The sequence below is a fragment of the Pseudomonas sp. NFACC39-1 genome, assembly GCF_900110355.1.
GTDB lineage: Bacteria > Pseudomonadota > Gammaproteobacteria > Pseudomonadales > Pseudomonadaceae > Aquipseudomonas > Aquipseudomonas tehranensis.
Genome location: NZ_FODL01000005.1, coordinates 406,761 through 432,645, shown reverse-complemented (window position 1 = coordinate 432,645; position 25,885 = coordinate 406,761). Strand labels below are relative to the sequence as shown.

General features: G+C 61.5%; 21 protein-coding genes. 13 read left to right on the top strand and 8 right to left on the bottom strand.

Annotated elements, in window-relative coordinates; translation table 11 throughout:
• Positions 1 to 63 precede the first annotated feature (63 nt).
• The 3 genes from BMY45_RS13825 to BMY45_RS13815 all read right to left on the bottom strand — a co-directional run bounded on the left by BMY45_RS13825 (position 64) and on the right by BMY45_RS13815 (position 3,447).
• Positions 64 to 741, bottom strand: a complete 678-nt coding sequence (locus tag BMY45_RS13825) for a Crp/Fnr family transcriptional regulator (protein ID WP_092398420.1) — start codon at positions 739 to 741, stop codon at positions 64 to 66.
• A gap of 262 nt (positions 742 to 1,003) precedes the next feature.
• Complete coding sequence (narL, locus tag BMY45_RS13820) at positions 1,004 to 1,651, bottom strand: two-component system response regulator NarL (protein WP_092398418.1); 648 nt, start codon at positions 1,649 to 1,651, stop codon at positions 1,004 to 1,006.
• Positions 1,648 to 3,447, bottom strand: coding sequence for a HAMP domain-containing protein (locus BMY45_RS13815; RefSeq protein WP_092398416.1), 1,800 nt, complete (start codon positions 3,445 to 3,447; stop codon positions 1,648 to 1,650). The genes narL and BMY45_RS13815 overlap by 4 nt, the downstream gene beginning before the upstream one ends.
• 311 nt (positions 3,448 to 3,758) lie before the next feature.
• Here BMY45_RS13815 and BMY45_RS13810 point away from each other — a divergent pair, with 311 nt between their 5' ends.
• The 12 genes from BMY45_RS13810 to BMY45_RS13755 all read left to right on the top strand — a co-directional run bounded on the left by BMY45_RS13810 (position 3,759) and on the right by BMY45_RS13755 (position 20,162).
• Positions 3,759 to 5,060, top strand: a complete 1,302-nt coding sequence (locus BMY45_RS13810; protein ID WP_092398414.1) for an MFS transporter — start codon at positions 3,759 to 3,761, stop codon at positions 5,058 to 5,060.
• Positions 5,038 to 6,435 (top strand): NarK family nitrate/nitrite MFS transporter, encoded by a 1,398-nt coding sequence (locus tag BMY45_RS13805; RefSeq protein WP_092398412.1) that lies wholly within the window; start codon positions 5,038 to 5,040, stop codon positions 6,433 to 6,435. Before BMY45_RS13810 ends, BMY45_RS13805 begins: the two co-directional genes overlap by 23 nt.
• Positions 6,436 to 6,499: 64 nt before the next feature.
• Entirely contained in the window at positions 6,500 to 10,273 is a 3,774-nt protein-coding gene (locus BMY45_RS13800; protein WP_092398410.1) for a nitrate reductase subunit alpha, read from the top strand.
• Position 10,274: 1 nt separating this feature from the next.
• Entirely contained in the window at positions 10,275 to 11,813 is a 1,539-nt protein-coding gene (narH, locus tag BMY45_RS13795) for a nitrate reductase subunit beta (protein WP_092398408.1), read from the top strand.
• Between the two features lie 2 nt (positions 11,814 to 11,815).
• Positions 11,816 to 12,571: a nitrate reductase molybdenum cofactor assembly chaperone gene (gene narJ, locus BMY45_RS13790; protein WP_092398406.1), complete on the top strand. Its 756-nt coding sequence runs from the start codon at positions 11,816 to 11,818 to the stop codon at positions 12,569 to 12,571.
• Positions 12,564 to 13,244: a respiratory nitrate reductase subunit gamma gene (narI, locus tag BMY45_RS13785; RefSeq protein ID WP_092398404.1), complete on the top strand. Its 681-nt coding sequence runs from the start codon at positions 12,564 to 12,566 to the stop codon at positions 13,242 to 13,244. The genes narJ and narI overlap by 8 nt, the downstream gene beginning before the upstream one ends.
• A gap of 10 nt (positions 13,245 to 13,254) precedes the next feature.
• Complete coding sequence (locus BMY45_RS13780; protein ID WP_092398402.1) at positions 13,255 to 14,226, top strand: peptidylprolyl isomerase; 972 nt, start codon at positions 13,255 to 13,257, stop codon at positions 14,224 to 14,226.
• Between the two features lie 25 nt (positions 14,227 to 14,251).
• Positions 14,252 to 15,244, top strand: coding sequence for a GTP 3',8-cyclase MoaA (gene moaA, locus BMY45_RS13775; protein ID WP_092398400.1), 993 nt, complete (start codon positions 14,252 to 14,254; stop codon positions 15,242 to 15,244).
• A gap of 271 nt (positions 15,245 to 15,515) precedes the next feature.
• Positions 15,516 to 17,531: a ribonucleoside triphosphate reductase gene (locus BMY45_RS13770; RefSeq protein ID WP_092398398.1), complete on the top strand. Its 2,016-nt coding sequence runs from the start codon at positions 15,516 to 15,518 to the stop codon at positions 17,529 to 17,531.
• Between the two features lie 31 nt (positions 17,532 to 17,562).
• Positions 17,563 to 17,724: an anaerobic ribonucleoside-triphosphate reductase gene (gene nrdD, locus BMY45_RS13765; RefSeq protein ID WP_003182303.1), complete on the top strand. Its 162-nt coding sequence runs from the start codon at positions 17,563 to 17,565 to the stop codon at positions 17,722 to 17,724.
• Positions 17,721 to 18,416, top strand: coding sequence for an anaerobic ribonucleoside-triphosphate reductase activating protein (locus tag BMY45_RS13760; protein ID WP_092398396.1), 696 nt, complete (start codon positions 17,721 to 17,723; stop codon positions 18,414 to 18,416). The genes nrdD and BMY45_RS13760 overlap by 4 nt, the downstream gene beginning before the upstream one ends.
• 123 nt (positions 18,417 to 18,539) lie before the next feature.
• On the top strand, positions 18,540 to 20,162 hold the full coding sequence (locus BMY45_RS13755; RefSeq protein ID WP_092398394.1) for a methyl-accepting chemotaxis protein: 1,623 nt from the start codon (positions 18,540 to 18,542) through the stop codon (positions 20,160 to 20,162).
• Positions 20,163 to 20,326: 164 nt separating this feature from the next.
• Here the strand turns inward: BMY45_RS13755 and BMY45_RS13750 are convergent, their stop codons facing one another.
• The 4 genes from BMY45_RS13750 to BMY45_RS13735 are packed head-to-tail and all read right to left on the bottom strand — an operon-like array spanning position 20,327 to position 23,430.
• Complete coding sequence (locus BMY45_RS13750; protein ID WP_092398392.1) at positions 20,327 to 21,682, bottom strand: 4Fe-4S binding protein; 1,356 nt, start codon at positions 21,680 to 21,682, stop codon at positions 20,327 to 20,329.
• Positions 21,670 to 22,524, bottom strand: a complete 855-nt coding sequence (locus BMY45_RS13745; protein WP_092398390.1) for an FTR1 family iron permease — start codon at positions 22,522 to 22,524, stop codon at positions 21,670 to 21,672. Before BMY45_RS13745 ends, BMY45_RS13750 begins: the two co-directional genes overlap by 13 nt.
• Positions 22,525 to 22,546: 22 nt before the next feature.
• On the bottom strand, positions 22,547 to 22,852 hold the full coding sequence (locus BMY45_RS13740; RefSeq protein ID WP_256573652.1) for a cupredoxin domain-containing protein: 306 nt from the start codon (positions 22,850 to 22,852) through the stop codon (positions 22,547 to 22,549).
• A gap of 47 nt (positions 22,853 to 22,899) precedes the next feature.
• A complete protein-coding gene (locus BMY45_RS13735) occupies positions 22,900 to 23,430 on the bottom strand; it encodes an iron transporter (RefSeq protein ID WP_092398386.1) in 531 nt (176 codons plus the stop codon).
• 201 nt (positions 23,431 to 23,631) lie between these two features.
• Here BMY45_RS13735 and BMY45_RS13730 point away from each other — a divergent pair, with 201 nt between their 5' ends.
• Entirely contained in the window at positions 23,632 to 23,859 is a 228-nt protein-coding gene (locus BMY45_RS13730) for a DUF3079 domain-containing protein (protein ID WP_092398604.1), read from the top strand.
• Positions 23,860 to 23,978: 119 nt separating this feature from the next.
• On the opposite strand, the gene BMY45_RS13725 is transcribed toward BMY45_RS13730, so the two are convergent.
• Positions 23,979 to 25,718: a dipeptidase gene (locus tag BMY45_RS13725; RefSeq protein WP_092398384.1), complete on the bottom strand. Its 1,740-nt coding sequence runs from the start codon at positions 25,716 to 25,718 to the stop codon at positions 23,979 to 23,981.
• Between the last annotated feature and the right edge of the window lie 167 nt (positions 25,719 to 25,885).

Below are 25,885 nucleotides of genomic sequence, written 5' to 3'. Positions count from 1 at the left end.
GGGCCGCTTCGCGCCCCAGCGGGGATAAATCCCCTCGCCACAAGGGAGTTGGGGCTGCGCGCATTATTGCTGGTAAGCGTCAAGCTCATCCTCGGCCAGGATGCGAATGTTGCGCCGCTCCATGGCGATCAGGCCGCCGTCCACCAGGCGATGAAGAATGCGCGAGAAAGTCTCTGGCTGGATTCCCAGCTTGGAGGCCACCAGGCGTTTGGACACCTGCAGCACTACCTGGCCGTCGCGCGGATCGCGCTCTTGAAGCAGAAAGTTGATGACCCGTCGGCTGGCGCTGGCCAGGGTCAGGTTGTCGATGTCCTTGAGGCGCTGGTGCAAATGGATACTCATACTCGCCAGAATCGCCAGGCAGACCTTTGGCTGGTCTTCCAGGGCCTTGCGGTAGTGGGTGCCTTCGATACTCACCAGCACACTGTCCTTGAGTGCCGACGCACTGACCGGGTAGCACCTGGCCTGGCTGAACAGCAGTGCCTCGGCAAAGGTCTGCCCAGGCTGGATGATCTCCACCAGGTTTTCCTGGCCTTCACCGGTGACCCGGAACAGTTTGATCTGACCGCTGATCAGTAGGAAAAACCGCTTGGCCGGGTCGCCCTGATGCATGAGCGTGCTGTTGCACTCCAGGCGTTTGAGCACGGCCAGATTGCACACGTCCTCGAAGACCCGTTCCGGTAACTGGCTGAACAAATGATGACGACGCAACAGTAAAACGATGGAAGGATGAGTCAGCATGGCGTACCTCCGCGTACCGTCATGGTAGAACCCCACGCGCTTGCGGCCTATGCCTCGGCAGGCTTACCTCGGAAGAGGGAGGTGCGTCCCCGCTCAAACACAAACCCTGTGGGAGCGAGCCTGCTCGCGATAGCGGAGGGTCAGCTTGCAGGGATGTTGAATATGCCGCCGTCATCGCGAGCAGGCTCGCTCCCACAGTTTTTCGAGTGTTCCCGGGCTTGTGTTCACCACCCATCTCCCACAGGGGTAGGTGTTGATTGAGTTAGCCCGCCCCGCGCAAATGCTCCATCGCCCACACGGCCGCTTCGACCCGTGAGCGCAAACCCAGTTTGTGCAGCAAGTTCTTCACATGAACCTTGACCGTGCCTTCGGTGATGCCCAGTTTGTGGCCGATGACTTTGTTGCTGCAGCCGCCGGCGATGGTCTTGAGTACCTGGCGTTCGCGCTCGGTCAGTTCCACGTCGGCTTGGCGGGGCGGGGAGCGCAAGGCCTGGGCCATGACGCGGGTCAGACCGGGGCTGATCACCAGCGCGCCGTTGAGGGCGTCGCGGATGTACTGCACCAGCAGCTCCGGCTCCATGTCCTTGAGCAGGTATCCGTTGGCATCGAGGCGCAGGGCATCGCGGATGTCATCCTCGGCGTCGGAGACGGTGAACAGCAATACTTTACCGGTGTAATGCATGGCCCGCAGCCGGCGCAGGGTTTCGATGCCGTTCATTTGCGGCATGTTGTTGTCCAGCAGCACCAGGTCGGGTTTGAGCGGTTCGATCAGGGTCAGGGCTTCTTCGCCGTGGCTGGCTTCGCCGACGATGTGCAAGTCGTCTTCGAGTTCGAGCATCTGACGGATCCCTCGACGCATCATGGGATGGTCGTCGACCAGCAGGAGGGTGTGACGCAGGGGGGCGTTCATGTTGCGAGACCTTCGCTGTGTTGGCCCAGGAATTCCGGTTGGAAATGCACCTGGATACGGGTGCCCTGGGGCGTTCGGGAGTTAATTTGCAGTTGGCCGCGCAAGCTGCGGGCTCGTTCGTTCATGATGTTCAGGCCATGGTGTTCGCGCTGGTCCACTTCGCCACTGAAGCCCCGGCCATCGTCTTCGACCGACAAGCGCACGGTTTCGCCTTCCTGGCGAAGTTCGAGCCAGGCGTTCTCTGCATGGGCATGGCGCAGGCAGTTGGAAAGCGCCTCACGGGTGATCTGCAGGATATGGATCTGCTCGCTGGCCGAGAGCTCGAAGGCCAGGGTGTCGACGAACAGATGCACCTGGAAATCGCCCCGGCGGGAGAACTCTTCAGCGGTGTCCTTGAGTTCCTGGACCAACCCGTCGTCGTGGATCTGCAAGCGGAACGTGGTGAGCAGTTCACGCAACTGGCGGTAGGCATTGTTCAGGCCTTCGCGCAGTTCGGCGGTGACGATTTCCAGGGTTTGCACCGGCTCGCCACGCCGCATCAGGGTTTGCATGCGGCTCACCTGCAGCTTCATGTACGACAAGGCTTGGGCCAGGGAGTCATGCAGCTCGCGGGCAATGATCGTGCGCTCATCGAGCAGCAGCAGGCGATGGTCCTGTTCGCGCTGGCGCTTGAGGGATAGCGAAGTGCCGATCAGGTTCGCCAGGGCCTGGATCAGTGCGGTTTCCCAGGGTTGGGCCTTATGGCCGTCAACAAAATTCGCCTTGAGCTCACCCAGCTCCGTGCCCTGGTTACTGATGCTGAACGTCTGCGGCCGGGCGCTGTGATGTTTCTGGCAGGTGGCGCAATCGCTGCTGGCGCAGACCTCGCGGCTGTTGGCGCCATGCAGCGACAGCAGTTGCCGGGCCGGTGCCTGCAACTGGCCTTGCAGGCATAGCGACAGACGCAGGCCCGGCAGCCGCTGCTGGAACCGGCTGATCAGTTCATCCAACCCTTCGGCATTGGCCTGCCGCGTGGCCAGGCTGCGGCTGCTCTGATACAGCAGCTCCAGGGCGGCATTGGCCTGTTGCAGGTTCAGGGTCTTTTGCCGGACCTGGTTCTCCAGGGTGCGGTGCGATTGCTCGATCGTCTCGGCCATGGTGTTGAAGCTGGTCGCCAACTGGCCCAGTTCATCCTCGGACTGATGATTGACCCGCACCTGGAACTCACCACGGCGAAAGCGCTGAGTGGCATCCACCAGCTCCTGCAACGGCGTGACCACGCCGTACTGCAATTCATACAAACCGATCAGCAGGATGATCATGGTGCTGAACAGCGCCATGCCCTGGATCGTCTGTTGCCAGGCTTGTTTGTGCTCGCTCTGGCGCTGCAACAGGGTGACGAACTGGTCCAGTTGCTCGACGAAGGAGCCAGCGCTGGCATGAAAGAACGCTGAATCGCCGCGTTCGATGGCCGGACGCAAGGTCTGGTTCCAACGCTGCAGGAGGCTCTGATAACTCTGATGCAGGGAGGTCGCCGGTCCGTCTTCCAGCACGGCGCGCAGGGACGGGCTTTCGAGACGTCGTTGCAGGCTGTCGATGATCGCCGGGACATCGTCGCTGGCCCCGGCGGTCAATTTCCAGCTCAGGTGATAGGTCTCCATGCGCACGGATCCGGCGGTGTTGATGGCGGCTGCATCACCCTGGCTGAACCAGGCAATCAGACCGGCGCTCAAGGAGCTGGCCAGGGCCAGGATGGCGATCAGGATCACCGCCAGCCCGGCGCGAGCGGGCAGGGAACTGCGCAGCCAGCGCATCATCGAGACCGACCCTGGAAGAAAATCTGCAAACCGAACATGGGGGGATGCCCTGGACTTGGGGGGGTAGCAGCCGATCCCGGACGCACTACCTCTAAAGAGTTGTCGGCCGCTCCGTTTCGATAAAAGCGTCGGCCGAAATGTTCAAGGCCTTGATAAATAAAGGTTCTTATCAACTTCAGGCTCTACCCCCTAAGAGGTAGACGGCGCCAGCATAGGTCAGTACCGCCGGGACGCACGTTGACCCAAGTCAAGTTTTAGCAGGGTACGCATCACTAGGCTGCGCTCATCGAACTTATGGGGAGTGCACCGAGATGCGAGCGCAAGTGCAACAAGGGCTGGTACTGGGGATGAGTACCCTGGCCTTCACCGTGTGCTTCATGGTCTGGATGATGTTTGCCGTGCTCGGTGTTCCGATCAAGGAAATGCTGGCCCTGAACGAAACCCAGTTTGGCTTGCTGGCGGCCACGCCGGTGCTCACCGGTTCGCTGGTGCGCCTGCCTCTGGGGTTGCTGACCGACCGCTTCGGCGGGCGCATCGTGTTCTTCCTGCTGATGCTCTCCTGTGTGCTGCCGCTGTACCTGATCACCCTGGCGACTGCATTCTGGCAGTTCCTGGTGCTGGGTCTGTTCGTCGGCCTGGCCGGGGGATCGTTCTCGGTGGGCATCGCTTATGTGGCCAAGTGGTTCGACAAACAGAACCAAGGCTTCGCGATGGGTGTGTTCGGCGCGGGTAACGCTGGCGCCGCATTGACCAAATTCCTCGCGCCGGCCTTGATCGCATTCGGTTCCTGGCACCTGGTGCCGAAGGTGTTCAGCGCCATTCTGTTCATCACCGCGCTGCTGTTCTGGTTCCTCACCACCGAGAAAAAGGAACACAGCGGCAGCGGTGGCGCCACGTTGCGCGAGCAATTGAAAACCCTGAAAGAGCCGGCCGTTTGGCGCTACTGCCAGTACTACTCGATCGTGTTCGGCGGCTATGTGGCCCTGGCCCTGTGGATGACCAAGTACTACGTGCAGGAATACGGCTTCAGCCTGCAAAGCGCGGCGTTGCTGGCGGCATGTTTCTCCCTGCCCGGTGGCGTGCTGCGCGCGGTCGGTGGCTGGATGTCCGACCGTTGGGGCGCCCAGAGCGTCACCTGGTGGGTGTTGTGGGTCAGCTGGATCTGCCTGTTCCTGCTCTCGTACCCACAGACCCAACTGCAAGTGCAGACCGTCAACGGCACGGTGGATTTTCACATCGGCCTCAACGCCACGCTGTTCACCGTGCTGCTGTTCGTGATGGGCATTGCCTTCGCGTTCGGCAAGGCCTCGGTCTTCAAGTACATCGCCAATGACTACCCGAAAAACATGGGCGCGGTGTCCGGCATCGTCGGCCTGGCCGGCGGGTTGGGGGGCTTTGTGCTGCCGATCATGTTCGGCGCCCTGGTGGACCTCACCGGCGTGCGCTCGTCCTGCTTCATGTTGATGTACGGCGTGGTCTGGGTCTCCCTCATCTGGATGTACCTGAGCGAGGTGCGCAAGCGCCCGCTGTTGGGTAAACAGCCGCCCGCCAGCCAATCCCCGTTTTCCAGCATTGCCCAAGGAGAAGAACATGTCCGTTCTGCAAACGCCTGAAAAGGGCCCGGTCATCCATGACTGGCGCCCGGAAGACCCCGCGTTCTGGGGCAAGAGTGGCAAACAGACCGCCCGGCGCAACCTGTGGATTTCCATCCCGGCGCTGCTGTTGGCCTTCGCGGTGTGGATGGTCTGGAGCACGGTGATCGTGCGCCTGAACGCCATCGGCTTCAGCTTCACTACCGACCAGTTGTTCTGGCTCGCGGCCTTGCCGGGGCTGTCGGGCGCGACCTTGCGCATCTTCTATTCGTTCATGGTGCCGATCTTCGGCGGTCGTCGCTGGACGGCCCTGAGCACCGCGTCGCTGCTGATACCGGCGCTGTGGATGGGCTTTGCCGTGCAGGATCCGGCCACGCCTTACAGCGTGTTCGTGCTGATCGCGCTGCTCTGTGGTTTTGGCGGCGGCAACTTCGCCTCGAGCATGTCCAACATCAGCTTCTTCTATCCCAAGTCCCAGCAGGGCACCGCCCTTGGCCTGAACGCCGGGCTGGGCAACCTGGGCGTGTCGGTGATGCAGTTCAGCGTGCCGCTGGTGATTTCCTTCGGCGTCTTCGGCTTCATGGGCGGCCAGCCGCAGGTGCTGGCCGACGGCAGTTCGTTGTGGCTGCAGAACGCCGGTTTTATCTGGGTGCCGTTCATCCTCGCCGTAACCGTGATTGCCTGGTTCGGCATGAACGACCTGTCCAGCGCACGCGCTTCGTTCAGCGAGCAGGCAGTGATTTTCAAGCGCAAGCACAACTGGCTGATGTGCTGGTTGTACCTGGCGACTTTCGGTTCGTTCATTGGTTTCTCGGCCGCGTTTCCGCTGCTGATCAAAACCTCGTTCCCGGAAGTCATCGCCCTGAAATTCGCCTTCCTTGGCCCGCTGGTGGGTGCCTTGGTACGGCCACTGGGTGGCTGGCTGGCGGACAAGCTCGGCGGCGCGAAGGTCACCTTGTGGAACTTCGTACTGATGATCGCGATGGTCTTCGGCGTCATGCACTTCCTGCCGCAGAACGGCCAGGGCGGTAGTTTCTACGGCTTCCTCGGCATGTTCATGTTGCTGTTCATCACCACTGGCGTGGGCAACGGTTCCACGTTCCGCATGATCCCGGTGATCTTCCGCACCCTGCATGAAAAAGCCAGCCGCGGCCAACAACCCGAACTGCGTGAACAAGCGCTCAAGAACGCCGGCAAGGAGTCGGCCGCGGTGCTGGGTTTCAGCTCGGCCATGGGCGCCTTCGGCGCGTTCTTCATCCCCAAATCATTCGGCACTTCGATGGCCCTGACCGGCGGCCCGGAGATGGCCTTCTACATGTTCGTCGGCTTCTACCTGAGCTGCATCGTGGTGACCTGGTGGTGGTACGCCCGCAAGGGCGCCGCAACACCGTGCTAAGCCGAACCTAAACCTGCGTGGGCGGGGCGCAGACCCCGCGGAGCAAGCCTGAGAGGAACACACTGTGAGTCATTTACTGGATCAACTGCGGTTTTTCAACCGTAAGCAAGGCGAGTTTTCCGACGGCCATGGCGAGACCCGCAAGGAGTCCCGCGACTGGGAGAACGTCTACCGTTCCCGCTGGCAGTACGACAAGATCGTGCGTTCCACCCACGGGGTGAACTGCACCGGTTCGTGCTCATGGAAAATCTACGTCAAGAACGGCCTGATCACCTGGGAAACCCAGCAGACCGATTACCCGCGCACCCGTAACGACTTGCCCAACCACGAGCCGCGCGGCTGTCCTCGCGGCGCTAGCTATAGCTGGTACATCTACAGCGCCAACCGGCTCAAGTACCCGAAGATCCGCAAGCCATTGCTCAAGCTGTGGCGCGACGCCCGGCAAACCCTGGCGCCGGTCGAAGCCTGGGCCAGCATCGTCGAGGACAAGGCCAAGGCCGACTCGTATAAAAGCAAGCGCGGCATGGGCGGTTTCATCCGTTCCAACTGGGAAGAAGTCAACGAGATCATCGCCGCGGCCAACGTCTACACCGTCAAGCAATACGGCCCGGATCGGGTGGTCGGCTTCTCGCCGATCCCGGCCATGTCGATGGTCAGCTATGCCGCAGGTTCGCGTTACCTGTCGCTGATCGGTGGCGTGTGCCTGAGCTTCTACGACTGGTACTGCGACCTGCCACCGGCCTCGCCGATGGTTTGGGGCGAGCAGACCGACGTGCCGGAATCGGCCGACTGGTACAACTCCAACTACATCATTGCCTGGGGCTCCAACGTCCCGCAGACCCGCACCCCTGACGCGCACTTTTTCACCGAGGTGCGCTACAAGGGCACCAAGACCGTGGCGATCACCCCGGACTATTCGGAAGTCGCCAAGCTCACCGACCTGTGGCTCAACCCCAAGCAGGGCACCGACGCGGCCCTGGCCCAGGCTTTCAACCATGTGATCTTCAAAGAGTTTCACCTGGACAAGCCCAGCGCCTACTTCACCGAGTACGCCAAGCGTTACACCGACTTGCCGGTGCTGGTGATGCTCAAGCCGATGCTCGGCGTGGCGCCGGGTTCGGGCTACCAGCCTGATCGCTTCCTGCGCGCCAGCGACCTGACCAATAACCTTGGACAGGAGAACAACCCTGAATGGAAAACCATCGCCCTGGATGCCAGCGGTGAACTGGTTTCGCCACAAGGCTCCATCGGCTATCGCTGGGGCGAGGAGGGCAAATGGAACATTCTTGCCCGTGAAGGCAGTGAGGGCCGTGAGATCGACCTCAAGCTCAGCCTGATTGGCGATGACGTCGCTGAAGTGGCCTTCCCGTATTTTGCCGGTGAAGCCCAGGAGTACTTCCAGCACGTGGCCGGTGAGGCGGTGCAGTACCGCCGAGTGCCGGTGCACAGCGTGGTGCTGGCTGACGGCAGCGTGGCGAAGGTCGCCACGGTGTTTGACCTGTCGGCGGCCAACCTGGCCATCGACCGTGGCCTGGGTGGCGCCAACGTTGCCAAGGACTACGACGACGCCTCGGTGCCCGGCACCCCGGCCTGGCAGGAGCAGATCACCGGCGTGAGCCGCGAGAAAGCCATCCAGATCGCCCGTGAGTTCGCAGACAACGCCGACAAGACCCGTGGTCGCTCGATGATCATCGTCGGCGCGGCGATGAACCACTGGTACCACATGGACATGAACTACCGTGGGCTGATCAACATGCTCATGCTCTGTGGGTGTGTCGGTCAGACCGGCGGCGGTTGGGCCCACTATGTCGGCCAGGAAAAACTCCGTCCGCAATGCGGCTGGTTGCCCCTGGCCTTCGGTCTGGACTGGAACCGTCCGCCCCGGCAGATGAACGGCACCAGCTTCTTCTACGGCCATAGCTCGCAATGGCGCCACGAGAAGATGAGCATGCACGACGTGCTCTCGCCCCTGGCGGACAAATCGCAGTTCCCCGAGCATGCCCTGGACTACAACATTCGCGCCGAACGGGCTGGCTGGTTGCCCAGCGCGCCACAACTCAACACCAACCCGCTGCACATCTGCCGCGATGCCGCCGCCGCGGGCCTGGAGCCCAAGGATTACGTGGTCAAGTCGCTGCAGGACGGCACCCTGCGGTTTGCCTGCGAGCAACCTGACAGCCCGGTTAACTTCCCGCGCAACATGTTCATCTGGCGTTCCAACCTGCTGGGCTCCTCGGGCAAAGGCCACGAGTACATGCTCAAGTACCTGCTGGGCACCAAGAACGGCGTGATGAACGAAGACATCGGTTTTGGCGGCGAATCCAAGCCTACCGAGGCTGAATGGGTCGACAACGGTGCCATCGGCAAACTGGACCTGGTGACCACCCTGGACTTCCGCATGTCCTCGACCTGCGTGTACTCCGACATCGTCTTGCCGACCGCGACCTGGTACGAAAAAGACGACATGAACACGTCGGACATGCACCCGTTCATCCACCCATTGTCGGCCGCCATCGATCCGGCCTGGGAATCGCGTTCGGACTGGGAAATCTACAAGGGCATCGCCAAGGCGTTCTCCGCCATGTCGGTCGGGCACCTGGGTGTCGAGAAAGACCTGGTCACCGTGCCGTTGATGCATGACAGCGTCGGTGAACTGGCCCAGCCGTTTGGCGGCACCGACTGGAAAAGCGCCGGCGTGGCGCCGCAACCGGGCAAGAACGCACCCAATCTGCAGGTGGTGGAGCGCGATTACCCGAACATCTACAAGCAGTTCACGTCCCTGGGCCCGATGCTGGAAAAACTCGGCAACGGCGGCAAGGGCATCAACTGGAACACCGACGATGAAGTGAAGTTCCTCGGTGAGCTCAATCACCATGAAGTCGACGCCGGTATCAGCCAGGGTCGGCCGAAGATCGACAGCGCCATTGACGCGGCCGAGGTTATTCTGTCCCTGGCCCCGGAAACCAATGGCCAGGTGGCCGTCAAGGCCTGGGCGGCTCTGTCGAAATTCACCGGTATCGATCACAGCCATCTGGCGCTGTCCAAGGCCCACGAAGCGATTCGTTTCCGCGACATCCAGGCGCAGCCGCGCAAGATCATTTCCAGCCCGACCTGGTCTGGCCTGGAAGACGATCACGTCAGCTACAACGCCGGCTATACCAACGTTCACGAGGCGATTCCATGGCGCACCATCACTGGCCGCCAGCAGTTCTACCAGGATCACCCGTGGATGCAGGCGTTCGGCGAGCAACTGATGAGCTATCGGCCGCCGGTCAACACCCGCACCATCGAAGGCGTGAAGGGCAAGCGCAGCAATGGCGAGACCGAGATCGTCCTGAACTGGATCACCCCGCACCAGAAGTGGGGCATCCACAGCACCTACAGCGACAACTTGCTGATGCTCACCTTGAGTCGAGGCGGACCGATCGTCTGGCTCTCGGAGATCGACGCCAAGCGCGCCGGTATCGAGGACAACGACTGGATCGAATGCTTCAACGTCAACGGTGCACTGACCGCCCGCGCGGTGGTCAGTCAGCGCGTCAAGGAAGGCATGGTGATGATGTATCACGCTCAGGAACGGATCGTGAACGTGCCAGGTTCGGAAACCACCAAGACCCGTGGCGGCCACCATAACTCGGTGACCCGAGTAGTGCTCAAGCCCACTCACATGATCGGTGGCTACGCGCAACAGGCCTACGGTTTCAACTATTACGGCACGGTCGGTTGCAACCGCGACGAGTTCGTCGTGGTGCGCAAGATGTCCAAGGTCGATTGGCTCGACGGTTCCAGTGGCGATGATCTGCCGCGTCCACTGCCAACCGATATCGAGGAGAACTGAGATGAAAATTCGCTCACAAATCGGCATGGTCCTGAACCTGGACAAATGCATCGGCTGCCACACCTGCTCGATCACCTGCAAGAACGTCTGGACCAGCCGTGAAGGCATGGAATACGCCTGGTTCAACAACGTTGAATCCAAGCCCGGCATCGGCTACCCCAAGGAATGGGAAAACCAGGACAAGTGGAAGGGCGGCTGGATCCGCAACGCCGACGGTTCGATCAACCCGCGCATCGGCGGCAAGTTCCGCGTGCTGGCGAACATCTTCGCCAACCCGGACCTGCCGAGCCTGGACGATTACTACGAACCGTTCGACTTCGACTACCAGCACCTGCACACCGCGCCTTTGGGCGAGCATCAGCCCACCGCACGGCCGCGCTCGCTGGTGTCTGGCAAGCGCATGGAGAAAATCGAATGGGGCCCGAACTGGGAGGAAATCCTCGGCACCGAGTTCGCCAAGCGGCGCAAGGACAAGAACTTCGACCAGATCCAGGCGGACATCTACGGCGAATACGAAAACACTTTCATGATGTACCTGCCGCGTCTGTGCGAGCACTGCCTGAACCCGGCGTGCGCGGCGTCCTGCCCGAGCGGGGCGATCTACAAGCGCGAGGAGGACGGCATCGTCCTGATCGACCAGGAGAAATGCCGGGGCTGGCGCATGTGCATCAGCGGCTGCCCGTACAAGAAAATCTATTTCAACTGGAAGAGCGGCAAATCGGAAAAATGCATTTTCTGCTACCCGCGCATCGAAGCCGGGATGCCGACCGTTTGCGCTGAAACCTGCGTAGGGCGCATTCGCTACCTGGGTGTGTTGCTGTATGACGCCGACCGCATCAGTGAAGTGGCGAGCACCGCCAACGAGCACGACCTGTATGAGAAGCAACTGGAGATCTTCCTCGACCCGAACGACCCGGCGGTGATTCGCCAGGCCCTGGCCGACGGCGTGCCGCAGTCGGTGATCGACTCGGCGCAACGCTCGCCGGTCTACAAAATGGCCGTGGACTGGAAACTCGCGCTGCCGTTGCACCCTGAATACCGCACCTTGCCCATGGTTTGGTACGTGCCGCCACTGTCGCCGATCCAGAACGCTGCGGCGGCCGGCACTGTGGGCATGAACGGGGTGATCCCGGACGTCGACAGCCTGCGCATCCCGCTGCGCTACCTGGCCAACATGCTCACCGCTGGCGATGAAAAGCCGGTCAAGCGCGCCCTCAAGCGCCTGCTGGCGATGCGTGCCTACAAGCGTTCCGAACAGGTGGACGGCGTGCAGGACCTGCAGGTGCTGGCCGATGTCGGCCTGAGCGTGAACCAGGTGGAAGAGATGTACCGCTACCTGGCCATCGCCAACTACGAAGACCGTTTCGTCGTGCCAAGCGCCCACCGCGAAGACGCCATGAGCGACGCGTTCGCCGAACGCTCCGGTTGTGGTTTCAGTTTCGGCAGCGGTTGCAGTGGCAGTTCCGACACCAACATGTTCGGCGGCAAGAAAGCCAATCGTCGCGACGTGATCAAAACCGTGCAGTTGTGGGAGGAATGAACATGCGCATTCTCAAGGTGATTTCGTTGCTGCTCGATTATCCGACCGAGACCCTGGTGCAAGGCCGTGACGAGCTGGAACAGGCCATCCTCCAGGCACGGGAAATCAGTCCGCAACAGCGCGCCGCGCTCTTCGAACTGCTCGAACTGATCTGCGGCAAGGACCTGATGGACGGCCAGGAGCACTACGGTGCGCTGTTCGGCCGTGGGCGCTCGCTGTCGCTGCTGTTGTTCGAACACGTCCATGGCGAATCCCGCGATCGGGGCCAGGCCATGGTGGACATGATGGCCCAGTACGAAGAGGCCGGTTTTGCCATCGGCGTGAAGGAACTGCCCGATTACATCCCGCTGTACCTGGAGTTTCTCTCCACCCGCGAAGACGTCGAGGCTCGCGAGGGCCTGGCTGACGTGGAACACCTGTTGGCCTTGCTCGCTGCACGCCTGGAAGAGCGGGAAAGCGCCTACGCCAGTTGCTTCAGGGCCTTGCTGCAAATCGCCGGGGCCGAGCCCCAGGTGGCCGTGGCCGGGTTGCGCGAGCAGGTAAAGGCCGAGCCACGGGATGACTCCCTCGAGGCCCTGGACAAGATCTGGGAAGAAGAAGCGGTGGATTTCATGCAGGCCGAACAGCAGGACCGTTGCAGTTCACTGCCCAGCGGGCCAGGCAAGGCGCGGGACGAAAGTGCGGTGCCGTTGCACTGGGTGGATTTTCAGCATGAAGGCCTGGCCGCAGCGCCAGCCGGGGAGGTGGGTAATGTCTAAATGGGATCTGTTGATGTTCGGGGTCTACCCCTATGTCGCCTTGGCGATTTGCCTGATCGGCAGTTGGGCGCGGTTCGACCTGTCCCAGTACACCTGGAAGGCCGGTTCCAGCCAGATGCTGAGCAACCGTGGCATGCGTGTGGCGAGCAACCTGTTCCACGTCGGTGTGCTGTTCGTGCTGGCCGGGCACTTTGTCGGCCTGCTGACACCTTCGGCGATCTACCACCATGTATTGAGCACTGAGAACAAGCAGTTGCTGGCGATGGTGTCCGGCGGTTTCTTCGGTGTGCTGGGCCTGATCGGCCTGGTGATGCTGCTCAACCGGCGGCTGACTGACCCGCGGGTGCGTGCCACGTCCAGTACGTCGGACATCCTGGTGTTGGTGGTGCTGCTGGTGCAACTGGTGCTGGGCTTGATGACCATTGTGGCGTCGACCGCCCATATGGACGGCTCGGTGATGGTGATGCTGGCCGACTGGGCACAGAACACTGTGCTGTTGCGTCCGGTTGAGGCGGCCGCGGCCATTGCGCCAGTGGGCTTGGTCTACAAGCTTCATGTGGTGCTGGGCCTGACCCTGTTCGTGCTATTCCCGTTCACCCGTCTGGTACACATCGTCAGTGCGCCGGTCTGGTACCTGGGACGTCGTTATCAAATCGTTCGGCAGAAGTTTTGAGGAGAAGATCATGGCGAGTGGATGCGGATGTGGTGGCAGTGGTGGCGGCAGCGGCGGTTGTGGTTCTTCGGCAAAAGCGGCACCGGTGATGGCGTCGATCGATGAGGTCGAACCGACCGGGGCGGTGCAGTTCGAACCGGCGCAGGCCGGGCCGGCAGCGGGCGATGAAGCCCCGGCGCAATTGATCGCCAGCAGTGAGCAGGAGTGGCCGATCATCAGCGTCAACGGGGTGTCGATCACCCCGCAGGCGATGGCCCAGGAGCTGCAATATCACCCGGCTGAAAGCCGCGAGGATGCGGTCTACCAGGCTGCCCGGGCGTTGGTGATCCGGGAATTGCTCCAGCAACGCATTGCCGAGCTGGGACTGGCGTTGCAGGTGGGCGCGGGTGAAAACGAAGAGGAGGCGGCCACGCGGCTGTTGCTCGAACGTGAGGTGCAGGTGCCGCAGTGTGATGAGGCGACCTGTCTGCGCTACTACGAAAGCAATCGGGCGCGCTTTCACAGCGCACCGTTGCTGGCGGTGCGGCACATCCTGCTCGAGTGTGCACCGGACGACGCCGAAGCGCGCGACCAGGCTCACGACCAGGCCGAAAGCCTGCTGCAACGCCTGGACGAGTTCCCCGGCAGCTTTGCCGAGCTGGCGCTGAATCACTCGGCCTGCCCGTCCAAGGCGCAGGGCGGTTCGCTGGGGCAGATCAGCAAGGGCCAGACCGTGCCCGAACTGGAGCGCCAGTTGTTTGCCTTGCCGGCCGGCCTGGTTGGCAAACCGCTGGAAAGTCGCTACGGCTGGCATGTGATCAGCATCGATCAGCGTGTCGAAGGCCAACCGTTGCCTTATGAGGCGGTGGCGACGGCGATTCGCACCCAACTGCAACAAGGCGTGTGGCAGAAGGCGCTGGTGCAGTACCTGCAAACCCTGATCGGTGCGGCGGACATTCGCGGCATTCATCTTCAGGGCGCCGACTCGCCGCTGGTGCAGTGAGCACCAGCTCAATCAGGGGACAGACATGAACGCCGTGTTGCAGGACGGATTTGGGCGCCAGATCGATTATCTGCGGATGTCGGTGACCGATCGTTGTGATTTTCGCTGTGTGTATTGCATGGCGAAAAACATGACCTTCCTGCCGCGTCAGCAAGTGTTGACCCTGGAGGAACTGCACCGCTTGGCGCGGCTGTTCGTGGGCCTGGGGGTCAAGAAAATCCGCCTGACCGGTGGCGAACCGCTGATCCGTCCGGGCATCGTCGGGTTGTGTCGCGACATCGCGGCGTTGCCCGGCCTGCGGGAACTGGTGATGACCAGTAACGGTTCGCAACTGGGGCGACTGGCCCGACCGCTGGTCGAAGCCGGGGTCAAACGCATGAACATCAGCCTGGACAGTCTAGATGGCGAGCGCTTTCGGGCGATCACCCGTAACGGTGACCTGGATCAGGTGCTGGCGGGCATTGAGGCGGCGAAGGCTGCGGGGTTCGAGCGGATCAAGCTCAACTGCGTGGTGATGAAAGGGCGCAACTTCGATGAAGTCCCGGCACTGGTGCAGTACGCCATCGAGCAACGCATCGACATCAGCTTCATCGAGGAAATGCCCCTGGGTGAAGTCGGGCGTTCCCGTGGTGAGTCGTTCTGTTCCAGCGATGAGGTCCGGGCTGTCATTGCCGGCCATCACCGGCTGCTCGACAGCACCGAAAACAGCGGCGGTCCGGCGCGTTATGTGCGCCTGGAGCAGCATGCGCAGACCCGAATCGGTTTTATTTCCCCCAATACCCATAACTTTTGCGCCAGTTGCAACCGAGTGCGCATGACCGTTGAAGGACGGTTGCTGCTGTGCCTGGGACAGGAGGACTCGCTGGACCTGCGCAGCTTGCTGCGGCGTTATCCGCTGGACGATCAACCGGTGATCCAGGCGGTGCAACAGGCCTTGCGCGGGAAACCTTTGCGCCATGACTTCAACCCGGGCGGGGAAGTGCAGATTGTGCGGTTCATGAATATGAGTGGTGGGTGAGCTGCACCGAACATATTGAATGTACCGCCGCCATCGCGAGCAGGCTCGCTCCCACAGGGGATCTAAGGTGTACGCAGAAATTGCAGTCGCCTGAAACCAATGTGGGAGCGAGCCTGCTCGCGATGACGACAGCAAGGTCAACCTCAATGCCTGCTGACCGACCCTCGATTCTTGATATCGGTCAATTGCAACTCGATCGTTTGGCCGTAATCTACACTGCATATTGTGTTTATAGCTTATTAATTATCTATATGTAGTGTCTGGAGCCAAAATGCAGAGCACGTTGATCACAGTGGGGTGTAACCGCTTGCACAAGCGCGACGGCAGTGTGGTTGCCTTCGACGCGGACAAGATCCGCCAGGCGCTGATCGCCGCCGGCAAGGCCACGGGCGAATACGCCGAGGCCGAGGCCGAGGAGTTGCTGAAGGCAGTGCTGGCTCGACTGGAAGGGCAAACGCGCTTGAACGTCGAGCAGATCCAGGACCGTGTCGAGCGGGTGCTGATGGACGCCGGTTTCTTTCTGGCCATGCGTGCCTATATCGTCTATCGCGAGCAACATGGACGCCTGCGCCGCGACCGTCGCACCCTGGTCGAAGTCGCCACTTCGATGAACGAATACCTGGACCGCGAAGACTGGCGCGTGCAGGCCAACGCCAACCAGGGTTACTCCCTCGGTGGGCTGATCCTCAATGTGTCGGGCAAGGTCACCGCCAACTACTGGCTCGACGAGGTCTACAGCCAGGCCATCGGCCAGGCACACCGCGAGGCGGATCTGCATGTCCATGACCTGGACATGCTCGCCGGCTACTGTGCCGGCTGGTCCTTGCGTACGCTGTTGCACGAAGGCCTCAACGGCGTACCGGGTCGGGTCGAGGCCGGGCCGCCCAAGCATTTGAGCAGCGCCCTGGGGCAGATGGTGAATTTCCTCGGCACCCTGCAAAACGAATGGGCCGGCGCCCAGGCGTTCAGCTCGTTCGACACCTACCTGGCGCCCTATGTGCGCAAGGACAAGCTCAGCTATGGCGAGGTGCGCCAGTCGTTGCAGGAGTTTATCTACAACCTCAACGTTCCGTCGCGCTGGGGGACACAAACCCCGTTCACCAACCTCACGTTCGATTGGGTCTGCCCAGAGGATCTGCGCGAACAGATCCCGGTGATCGGCGGCGAAGAGATGCCGTTCGCCTATGGCGACCTGCAAGAAGAAATGGAGCTGATCAACCGCGCCTACATTGAGGTGATGCAGGCCGGCGATGCGAAAGGGCGGGTATTCACCTTCCCGATCCCGACCTACAACATCACCCATGATTTTCCATGGGACAGCGAGAACGCCGACCGGCTGTTCGAAATGACCGCCCGTTATGGCCTGCCGTATTTCCAGAACTTCCTCAACTCGGACATGCAACCCAACCAGGTGCGCTCGATGTGCTGCCGCCTGCAACTGGATGTGCGCGAGTTGCTCAAGCGCGGAGGAGGCCTGTTCGGCTCGGCGGAACAGACCGGCTCACTGGGTGTGGTGACGATCAACTGCGCGCGCCTGGGCTACCTGTACAAAGGCGACACCAGCGCGTTGCTGCAACGCATCGATACGCTGATGGAACTGGCGAAGGAGAGCCTGGAGGTCAAGCGCAAGGTCATCCAGCACCACATGGACGCCGGGCTGTACCCGTACACCAAACGCTACCTGGGCACGCTGCGCAATCACTTCTCCACCATCGGCGTGAACGGCCTGCACGAAATGCTGCGCAATTTCACCGATGACCAACAAGGCCTGCATACCGAGCAAGGCCGGGCATTCGCGCTGAAACTGCTGGATCACGTACGCGCCACGCTGCTGCGTTTCCAGGAAGAAACCGGCCACCTCTACAACCTGGAAGCCACGCCCGCCGAAGGCACCACCTACCGTTTCGCCAAAGAAGACCTCAAGCGCTACCCCGATATCTTGCAGGCCGGCAGTCCGATCGCACCGTATTACACCAACTCGTCGCAATTGCCGGTGGGCTTCACCGACGACCCGTTCGAAGCCCTGGAACTGCAAGACGAACTGCAATGCAAATACACCGGCGGCACCGTGCTGCACCTGTACATGGCCGAGCAGATCTCCTCCACACAGGCCTGCAAGCAGCTGGTGCGCAAGGCCCTGGGACGCTTCCGCCTGCCGTACCTGACCATCACGCCGACCTTTTCCATCTGCCCGGTGCACGGCTACCTGGCTGGCGAGCATGAGTTTTGCCCCAAATGCGACGAGGCCTTGCTACTGCAACAGCAGTTGGCAGGCAGCGTTCACTGATCCGATCCATCGACCGCAAGGAGCTTCACCCATGAATGCATCGCAGAGCCTTCCACAAGCCCAGCGTCAACGTTGCGAAGTCTGGACCCGCGTGATGGGCTACCACCGCCCGGTGGCGGCCTTCAATCCAGGCAAGCAGTCCGAGCACCGCGAACGGGTGCATTTCACTGAAAGCGCGGCCGGGCGTCCATGAGTCGAGTGCTACGGGTCGGGGGCCTGGTGCCCCTGACCACCCTTGATTATCCGGGCCAATTGGCTTGCGTACTGTTTTGCCAGGGTTGCGCCTGGCGTTGCCGTTATTGCCACAACCCGCAACTGATCCCGCCGCGCGGCAGCGAAGAAGTGGATTGGTGTCGGGTGCTAGCGTTTTTGCAACGTCGCCAGAATCTGCTTGACGCCGTGGTGTTCAGCGGCGGCGAACCGACCTTGCAGGACGGCCTGGCCTCGGCCATGGACGAGGTGCGGCAGATGGGCTTTCGCATTGGCCTGCACAGCGCCGGCATCAAACCGGCGGCCTTCGCCAAAGTGGTCGGGCAAGCCGACTGGGTTGGCTTCGACATCAAGGCCTTGCCCGAAGACGCTCTGGACGTGACTCGGGTTCATGGCAGCGGCGCCGCCAACTGGCGCAGCCTCGACCATTTGCTGGAAAGCGGCGTGGACTATGAATGCCGGACCACCGTGCATTGGCATTTGTTCGACCCCGAACGCTTACTGACCCTGGCTCGCCGCTTGAGCGAGCAGGGCGTCACGCGTTTCGCTGTGCAACTGGTGCGCACCGCACGAATGCTCGACCCCCATCTTTCCAGTGTTTCGGCACAGGCCTTGCAGCCGGAGTTGTGGGCCGCCATGCGCGAGTTGTTTCCCTCGTTCGTTTTACGTAGTTGACCGTCCCCGGGGATGAACGACCGACAGCGGCTCGGGATCGCCGAGCCGTTCTTTTCTATGGCTTTTCTTATGGTTTTCAAATGCGCTGCCAATCGGCAGGTAGTTGAACAGGGAGCATTTGATATGACCAGACTCACCACTGCCCACCGTATCGTGATCGGCTTTGCCATCGCGCCACTGGCGTTGATCGCTCTGGCGTTGTACGCCTTGAACGACCTGGCCACGCTGCGCGATCAGGCGGTGCAGATCGTCAAACAGGATTGGCCGAAGATCGAGCCGATCATGGTGATCGCCACGGGCGTGCGCGATAACGCCAGGAACACCCGGGATCTGTTGATCGACAAGAACAACGCGCAGGTCCAGCAATCGATCGACATGACCCGGCAACGCATCACCCAGGCCTTTACCACGCTGGAGCCGTTGTTCGACCAGCCCGAGGGCAAAGCGGCGTATGCGGCACTGAAGAAGCACCGTGAGGCGTATGTGGCCGCGTTCGTTCAAGTGCAGGCGTTGATTCGCCAGGGTGCGATGGACGACGCGATGACGCAACTCAAGCAAGGCGTGATGCCGGCGGAGATTGAGGTCTACAAGAGCCTGGAAGGGCTGATGGCGATGCAGGGCAGGTTGTTTGTCGAGCGTGAACGTCTGGCCCAGGCGCGCTACAGCGACGCGCGGCGCAACATGCTGGCGTTGGTGCTGGTCTGCCTGGCCCTGGTGAGTACCGTTGCGGTACTGGTGACCCGCAGTGTGACCCGTCCGTTGGGCGGCGAGCCCGATGATGCGGCGCGGGTGCTGAGCCAGATTGCCCGAGGCGACTTGACGATCCAGGTGCCATTGGACGCCGGTAGCGCTAACGACAGTGTGATGAGCAACATGCATGACATGCAACAGAGCCTCAACAGCATGGTCCGGCACATTGCAGCTTCGGTGGATCGGGTGGCCAGTTCCTCCGAAGAGCTGAGCGCGGTGAGCAGTCAGACCAACAGCACTTTGGAGCTGCAAGGCCAGGAAATCGAACAGGCCGCGGCGGCCGTGAACCAAATGACGGCGGCGGTGGATGAAGTGGCGCGCAACGCCGTGAGTACCAGCGAAGCCTCGCGGGTCTCCGAGCAAACCGCCCAGCGTGGTCGTGAGCAGGTCCAGGAGACCGTCGCTTCGATCAGCGCATTGGCGCTGGGGGTCACGGACTCTTCGGGACGCATCCAGCAGTTGGCTGGACGGGTCGAGCACATCAGTTCGGTGCTGGACGTGATCCGCAGCATCGCCGATCAAACCAATCTGCTGGCCCTGAACGCCGCTATTGAAGCGGCCCGCGCCGGCGATGCCGGGCGCGGTTTTGCGGTGGTGGCCGACGAAGTCCGGGCGCTGGCCCATCGCACCCAGGATTCGACCCGGGAAATCGAAGAGATGATCGGCAACATTCGTCAGGACAGCGAGCACGCCGTGACATCCATGCAAAACAACAGCGAGCTGGTGCAGACCACGCTGCAAGTGGCCCGGCGCTCCGGCGATGCCCTGGATGAAATCGCCCGTTCGATCTCGCAGATCAACGAACGCAACCTGATGATCGCCAGCGCCACGGAAGAACAGGCGTTGGTAGCCCGGGAGGTAGACCGCAACCTGGTGGGTATTCGCAACTTGTCTGAACAGGTATTGCTCGGGGCCCGGCATACCGATACCGCCGGCCAGGACCTCGCGCAGATGGCCGGTTCACTGCATGAGACGGTGGCGCGTTTCAAGGTCTAGGCGAACCCGTGTCAGATGTAATGATCCACACGCATCCCCTGTGGGAGCGAGCCTGCTCGCGATAGCGGTGGGTCAGGTTGCATGGATGCTGGATGTGCTTACGTCATCGCGAGCAGGCTCGCTCCCACAGGGTTTTGTGTTGCATCCGGATGTGGGAGCGGCGATCACCAACCCCAGAACTGCAACCACCAGCCATAGCCCACCAGGCCGTTGGCCAATACCAGGCAGGCCATTGCCAGTCGCCGGCGGGCGGTATGTTCCAGGCGCTTGTAGCCTAACCACAGGCTCCAGGCGATTGCCGCGAGCAGCAGCGCGGCCCGAGCCGGCTGCACCCACTCGAGCAACAACCCTTCATAGCGCAGCAGTTTGACGGTGGTGGCCGACAGGCCGAGGAACAACCCTGCACCGCCGAGGGGCGTCAGAGTGATGGCTAAGGGCCAATATTGTGCGGCGTCGCCCGAGAGTCTTGCCGCCAGGCGCATCAACAGCAGCAGCGACGTGCCCAACAGCAAGGCACTCATGCCCAGATACGCGACGATGCAAAAGCCATCGAGCCAACTGAAACTGTCATTGAACTGCGGATAGTGGGTCAGCAACCACCAGGGGGCGTTGTCCTGTAACGGCCAGAACAGCTCGTGGGCGACCAGCCATTGGGCCAGGCTTTGTTTCAAGGCAATGAACCAGGGGCTGATGGTCCACTGAAAAGCCCCCATGGCCAGGCCAATGACGCCAAACAACAACAAACGCGCGTCCCAGGGCGAAAGGGTGGTTGCTGTTGAGTGAAGGATTTCCTCGTTACTGGAGCGGGCTATCAAGCGCACCGCATCGCGCTGGCCGCTGCAGCGACCACAGGCGTGGCAATCGGCGGCACCGCGCATCCGGCGGATGTCCAGCAATGGCGCGCAATTGGGGGGAGGGCGACGCGGCGTGGGGTTTTCCAGCCAGCGTTGTTCGTCCACACGGAAGTGGACGGGTGCCAGGCGGGCGAGCAGGGCGAAGACCCCGCTGACTGGACACAGGTAGCGGCACCATATGCGCTTGCCTCGGGCGAACAGCAGGCCAACGATCACCGCTGCGACCGTCGAGCCTCCCAGGATCAACAGCGCCGCCTGGGCATAGTCATAGACGCTGATCAACTGCCCGTAGATCGTGGTCAGGCAGAACGCCAGGGTCGGCCAGCCGGCCCAACGCACCCCGCGTGGCACGCCCAGGCCTTTGCCATACTGGCTGGCCCATTCACTCAAGGCACCTTCAGGACACAGCACGCCACACCAGAGCCGGCCGAACAGCACGATCGACAGCAACACGAACGGCCACCAGATGCCCCAGAACAGAAACTGCGCCAGCAGCGTGAGGTTGTCGAACAGCCGAGCCTGGCTGCTGGGCAATGGCAACAGTGCCGGCACCACCAGCAGCACCGCATAGAACAGCACCACCGCCCATTGCATGGCGCGAATGGTTGCGCCGTGGCGCCGCATGCCGTCACCCAGGCGCTGGAGCCAGAGGTTCACGTCGAACATGGCAGCGTCTGCGCTTTGCGTGGCCGCAGCCAGCCGGCAAGCATCAGCCAGTAACCGAGCCACACCAACAAGGTCATGGCACTGGGACTGGCTCGATAGCCGGTGAAATCCGCCAGGAAACCGCCCAGGCCATGGCCGTCATCCAATATCGCGCTGCTGTCCCAGAGCGCGTCGCCGATGCCGTGATAGACCACTTCGGGCCAGTCCATCGCGAGCAACTGGCCGCTGATACGCTCGATGCCGCTGACCAGCAGTGCCGCTCCCAATAACAACAGGATGGTTTCGCTGAAGGCAAAGAAACGTGGCCATGAGATGAACCGACGACTGCCGTGCAGCAAGGCGATGGTCAGCAGCGCCAGCAGCAGGCCAGCCACCGCGCCCACTGCGAACAAGCCCAGTGGCGCCCCTTGCAGACGCGCCCCGGCGCCATACAGAAAGACCACGGTTTCACTGCCTTCGCGGCTGACGGCCAGCAGCGCCAACACCATCAGCCCCCATCCACCCTGACGGCTGAAACGATGGTCGGCGTGACGCGTCAGATCCTGTTTCAGCGTCCCGGCGTTTCGGTGCATCCAACCGACCATTTGCACGATCAGCAGACTGGCGACCAGCGCCAACGCAGCCTGGAACCATTCATTGGCGGCGCCGCTCATGGCTTCGCCGGCCACCAGAATCAGGCCGGCCAAAATGCCCGACAGCAGCAACCCCAGCGCCACGCCAGCCCACACGAACTGCAACAAGCGACTGGCCTGTGACTGCCGGCTGACCCAGGCCTGGAGGATCCCGATCACCAACAACGCCTCGACGCTTTCGCGCCAGACAATAAACATCGATTGAGTCATGCAAACACCTCCTGTTCGCCGACTACTGGGCGAGGATGCCGCCCTCGGGCAGTTGCGGATTGAATTCATCGAAAAACGGATAGTGCCCGGGCCGCAGCGGGTGAATGACGACAAAAGTCGTCACGCCGGGCGACAGAACCTTTTCCACCCGCAGGGGCGTGCTCTCGAATTCCGCCGGCCCCTGGCCGACGTTTTTCAGCACGATCTTGAAGCGCTGCCCGGCCGGCACTTGCAGCAGCGGCGGAGTGAAATGCCCGTCGCGCATGCTCAACTCGTAAGTCAGCAGTTGGGCATGGGCGATTGAAGGCAACAGCAGGCCGGCCAGCATCCACCCGGCCAGCTGTCGCGCTGTTCGGCTCGTCGCGCGCCGCATCCTCAATACCCGCCTTTTTTGCCAATCCCGGCATAGACGAATTCGTAATGCAGTTCACAGCGCTCGAACCATGGCGCCACGCCGGTTTCCTTGTCGGTATGACGGCCGAGGGAGCCATGGCCGCCGGGCGGCAGGACGGTGAAGGTCAATTGGTATTTGCCGGGACCGAGCAGCTTGACGTTGTCGCCATAGTGCGGCCCGTCATTGGCGACCATGGCGTGGAAGTCGCCCTTGAGCGGGGTGTCGTTTCCCTGTTTTTTCAGTTGGAACGACACGTTGAGGTAGGGCACGAAGCTGCCTTCCTGGAAACCCTGCTGGTTGTCTGCCGTGGCGCGGATATCGGCCTCCAGGTGAACGTCAGATTCGGCGGTTGGGCGCATTATGCCGGCCGGGGCCATTTCGATCGGTTGCAGGTACACCGCGCCGACCTCCAGGCCCGGGCACATCTGCGGTTCGCCAATGGGGTATTCCTTGGCCTGGGCCAGCGGTGTGAGAAACAGCAGGGCGAGAGACAGAGGAGCAAGGGTACGCATGTGAAGACTTCCTGAGGACTAAGGGATGGCCGAGTCTAGGAAGCTTTGCTGCGAATAATAATGATTCTTGTCAATTTTCAGGGCAATTTACCGACCGTGAATGCCGGTCCAGCCGTGCTGACCCTTCTTGATCGAAATCAAGGGCGCCTTGGCCCGGAAACGGTAGGGTACGGGTACACCCATTGGTTATACGGGGTCGTCATGGCAAAGCCCTTTCCCATCAGTCCGAAACATCCCGAGCGCATATGCTGGGGCTGCGACCGCTATTGCCCGGCCAGCGCCTTGGCGTGTGGTAACGGCGCAGATCGAACCATGCACCCGGCCGAAATGATCGGGGAAGATTGGTACCTGCATGGTGATTGGGGGGTGGAGCTGGTCGACATTAGTGCCAAGGTCATCGATCCAAGCGCCACTCGCCCGAAGGAATGAAGTGAACCTGTGGCGAGGGGATTTATCCCCGCTCGGTTGCACAGCGACCGCAAAATCCTGGGGCCGCTGCGCAGCCCAGCGGGGATAAATCCCCTCGCCACATCCGTCCCGGACGGGGATCACAACTTCGGCAACTGCCCGATCCGCCCCATCATCTCGGTCACGATCTGCAGGTCCAGCAAAAACTGCTCGACCGTCTTGAACTCGTTGTCGTTATGACCGGTGTACTTGACGTCGGGCATGGCCAGGCCGAACTGCACGCCGTTGGGCAAATCATGAACCGATGTGGCGCCAGCGGAGGTGCCGTACTTGTGCTCCATGCCCAGGTTTTCGCTGGCTACGGCCAACAGTGCCTTGACCCATTCACCGTCAGGGTTGCGATACATCGGCTCATCGATTGAATAATCGAACGCCACGGCAACCTCCGTCTTCTTGCTCCAGGCGGCCAACTTGTCGGTGATTTCAGCCTTGAGCGTTTCCGTCGGCTTGCCCACCGGCACGCGCAGATTGACCGCCAGCTTGAAAGCGTTGGCATCCATGCCGACATACGTCAGGGAAGCGGTCAGCGGGCCCATGAAAGCGTCGGAAAAGCCAATCCCCAGTTTGCTTCCCAGGTAGTCCAGGCCCCAGTTATCGGCGGCATAGCGGGCGGCATCGGTGATGTGGTTGTGCTTGAGCGCAACCTTGCCCTCGAGGCTGTTGATGAAGCCCAGCATCCTCGCCACCGGGTTGACCCCGGACTCTGGTTCTGAGGAGTGGGCGGAGACGCCGGTGAAGGTCAGTTTGACGTCCTTGCCGACGACCGCGGTGGTTACCTGGAAGTCGCCGCCATTGCCCTTGGCATACTCGGAAGCGGCTTTTAGCAGCGTGGCGGCCAGTTCAGCAGGCTGGTCGTCCACGAAGGTGCTAACCGATGTGGACGGAATCTGGTTGGTGGCCAGGCCACCGGTCATTGCCGTGATCTCAGCGCCTTTGCCCTGGGCCTCACGCCGGGCGAAGCTGGCCATGACGGTGCCATAGCCTTTTTCGGCAATCACAACCGGGTAGCCGCCATCCAGCGCCAGGTTGTAGTTGGGGGTTGGGTTGCGCTCGAAGTAATAGGGGATGGCGTCGCCGGTGGTTTCCTCGGTGGTGTCTACCAGCAGCTTGAAATTCCTCGCCAGCGGCAGCTTTTCTTCCTTGATGATCTTCATGGCGTAGAGCGCCACGACGATGCCGTTCTTATCGTCTTCGGTGCCCCGGCCGTACATGCGGTCGCCCACCAGGGTGACCTTGAACGGATCCAGACGAGTGCCGTCTTTCAATACCCAGTTTTCCGGGGTCACCGGCACGACGTCGGCATGGGCGTGAATGCCCACGACTTCGTTGCCACTGCCATGCAGTGAAATCTCGTAGACGCGGTTGTCGACGTTGCGAAAGTCCAGGTTGAAGGCTAGGGCAATGCGCTTGATCTTGTCCGCGATCTTGAGGAACTCGGGGTTCTCGTGCTGGGCAACGCCGTCCTTACGAAAGGTTGGGATTGCCACCAATTCGCGCAGGGTTTTCGTGGCGGCGCTACCGTATTTCACCCGAGCATAGAGGCCGAGCAGACGATGGATTTCGTTCTGCTGCTCAGCCGAAAGGGGCTTGTTGTCGAGGAACGTGCTGATGGCCGGGCCGAGTTTGGCGGTTTCGGCCAACTCGCTCTTGGCCGCGTCTCCCAGGAACTGCCTGAAGTCGGTGACGGAGGTGTCAGCGAGGGTTTCAACGAGGGCCGAACTCTGTTGCGCAGTGATATTGGCCGAGGCGGTTGGGGTGATCGACGCCAGGCTGGACAGCAGCAGGGTGGTCACGGCCAGGTGCTTGAGGGATAAGTTCATTGGTAGAGGCATTCCTTTGCGGACGGTTGGAGAGACGTGACTGGTTGATGGAACACTCACTTACAACCTAGCACCGAGAAGGACCTGCCGGGAGTTTTGTAATCAACACTCATGCATGCTGATCCATTGCTATCGCGAGCAGGCTCGTTCCCAGGCCTGACTGACAA

Excerpts from the sequence above, each read along its gene's own strand:
- BMY45_RS13825 (WP_092398420.1), bottom strand. The coding sequence starts at position 741 with ATGCTGACTCATCCTTCCATCGTTTTACTGTTGCGTCGTCATCATTTG.
- narL (WP_092398418.1), bottom strand. The coding sequence starts at position 1,651 with ATGAACGCCCCCCTGCGTCACACCCTCCTGCTGGTCGACGACCATCCC.
- BMY45_RS13815 (WP_092398416.1), bottom strand. The coding sequence starts at position 3,447 with ATGATGCGCTGGCTGCGCAGTTCCCTGCCCGCTCGCGCCGGGCTGGCG.
- BMY45_RS13810 (WP_092398414.1), top strand. The coding sequence starts at position 3,759 with ATGCGAGCGCAAGTGCAACAAGGGCTGGTACTGGGGATGAGTACCCTG.
- BMY45_RS13805 (WP_092398412.1), top strand. The coding sequence starts at position 5,038 with ATGTCCGTTCTGCAAACGCCTGAAAAGGGCCCGGTCATCCATGACTGG.
- narH (WP_092398408.1), top strand. The coding sequence starts at position 10,275 with ATGAAAATTCGCTCACAAATCGGCATGGTCCTGAACCTGGACAAATGC.
- narJ (WP_092398406.1), top strand. The coding sequence starts at position 11,816 with ATGCGCATTCTCAAGGTGATTTCGTTGCTGCTCGATTATCCGACCGAG.
- narI (WP_092398404.1), top strand. The coding sequence starts at position 12,564 with ATGTCTAAATGGGATCTGTTGATGTTCGGGGTCTACCCCTATGTCGCC.
- BMY45_RS13780 (WP_092398402.1), top strand. The coding sequence starts at position 13,255 with ATGGCGAGTGGATGCGGATGTGGTGGCAGTGGTGGCGGCAGCGGCGGT.
- moaA (WP_092398400.1), top strand. The coding sequence starts at position 14,252 with ATGAACGCCGTGTTGCAGGACGGATTTGGGCGCCAGATCGATTATCTG.
- BMY45_RS13770 (WP_092398398.1), top strand. The coding sequence starts at position 15,516 with ATGCAGAGCACGTTGATCACAGTGGGGTGTAACCGCTTGCACAAGCGC.
- nrdD (WP_003182303.1), top strand. The coding sequence starts at position 17,563 with ATGAATGCATCGCAGAGCCTTCCACAAGCCCAGCGTCAACGTTGCGAA.
- BMY45_RS13760 (WP_092398396.1), top strand. The coding sequence starts at position 17,721 with ATGAGTCGAGTGCTACGGGTCGGGGGCCTGGTGCCCCTGACCACCCTT.
- BMY45_RS13755 (WP_092398394.1), top strand. The coding sequence starts at position 18,540 with ATGACCAGACTCACCACTGCCCACCGTATCGTGATCGGCTTTGCCATC.
- BMY45_RS13750 (WP_092398392.1), bottom strand. The coding sequence starts at position 21,682 with ATGTTCGACGTGAACCTCTGGCTCCAGCGCCTGGGTGACGGCATGCGG.
- BMY45_RS13745 (WP_092398390.1), bottom strand. The coding sequence starts at position 22,524 with ATGACTCAATCGATGTTTATTGTCTGGCGCGAAAGCGTCGAGGCGTTG.
- BMY45_RS13740 (WP_256573652.1), bottom strand. The coding sequence starts at position 22,852 with ATGCTGGCCGGCCTGCTGTTGCCTTCAATCGCCCATGCCCAACTGCTG.
- BMY45_RS13735 (WP_092398386.1), bottom strand. The coding sequence starts at position 23,430 with ATGCGTACCCTTGCTCCTCTGTCTCTCGCCCTGCTGTTTCTCACACCG.
- BMY45_RS13730 (WP_092398604.1), top strand. The coding sequence starts at position 23,632 with ATGGCAAAGCCCTTTCCCATCAGTCCGAAACATCCCGAGCGCATATGC.
- BMY45_RS13725 (WP_092398384.1), bottom strand. The coding sequence starts at position 25,718 with ATGAACTTATCCCTCAAGCACCTGGCCGTGACCACCCTGCTGCTGTCC.